The organism is Pectobacterium artocarpous, from assembly GCF_046159765.1.
GTDB lineage: Bacteria > Pseudomonadota > Gammaproteobacteria > Enterobacterales > Enterobacteriaceae > Pectobacterium.
This window is the reverse complement of sequence record NZ_JBJXVK010000069.1, coordinates 1-275: the sequence shown is the minus strand read 5'-3', so window position 1 is coordinate 275 and position 275 is coordinate 1. Positions and strand designations below refer to the sequence as shown.

At 52.0% G+C, this 275-nt stretch carries 1 pseudogene; it reads left to right on the top strand.

Features of this window, described 5'->3' with window-relative positions:
* Window positions 1–30: 30 nt before the first annotated feature.
* Window positions 31–275 (top strand): annotated as a pseudogene (locus tag ACKQAD_RS20290) (hypothetical protein); the annotation flags it as partial.

The following is a 275-nucleotide window of genomic DNA, read 5'->3' as shown; positions in this document are numbered from 1 at the left end:
CCCAACTTTCGCGATATCGGGCGTACAGCCATGGTGTACCGCAAGGACTGGTTTGACAAGCTGAAGCTGGATGTACCGAAAACGCTGGATGACTGGTACGAAGTGATGCGTTCCATTCGCAAGGATGATCCTGATGGTAACGGCAAGGAAGATACGTATGGAACGGTGCTGTTCAAAAAGTACAACGAAGGTGTATCCTCTCCGCTTACACGAATCGCCGTAAGTATCGGTGGGGTGAACAAATGGGGTGTGGACGACGCGGGCAAACTTACGCC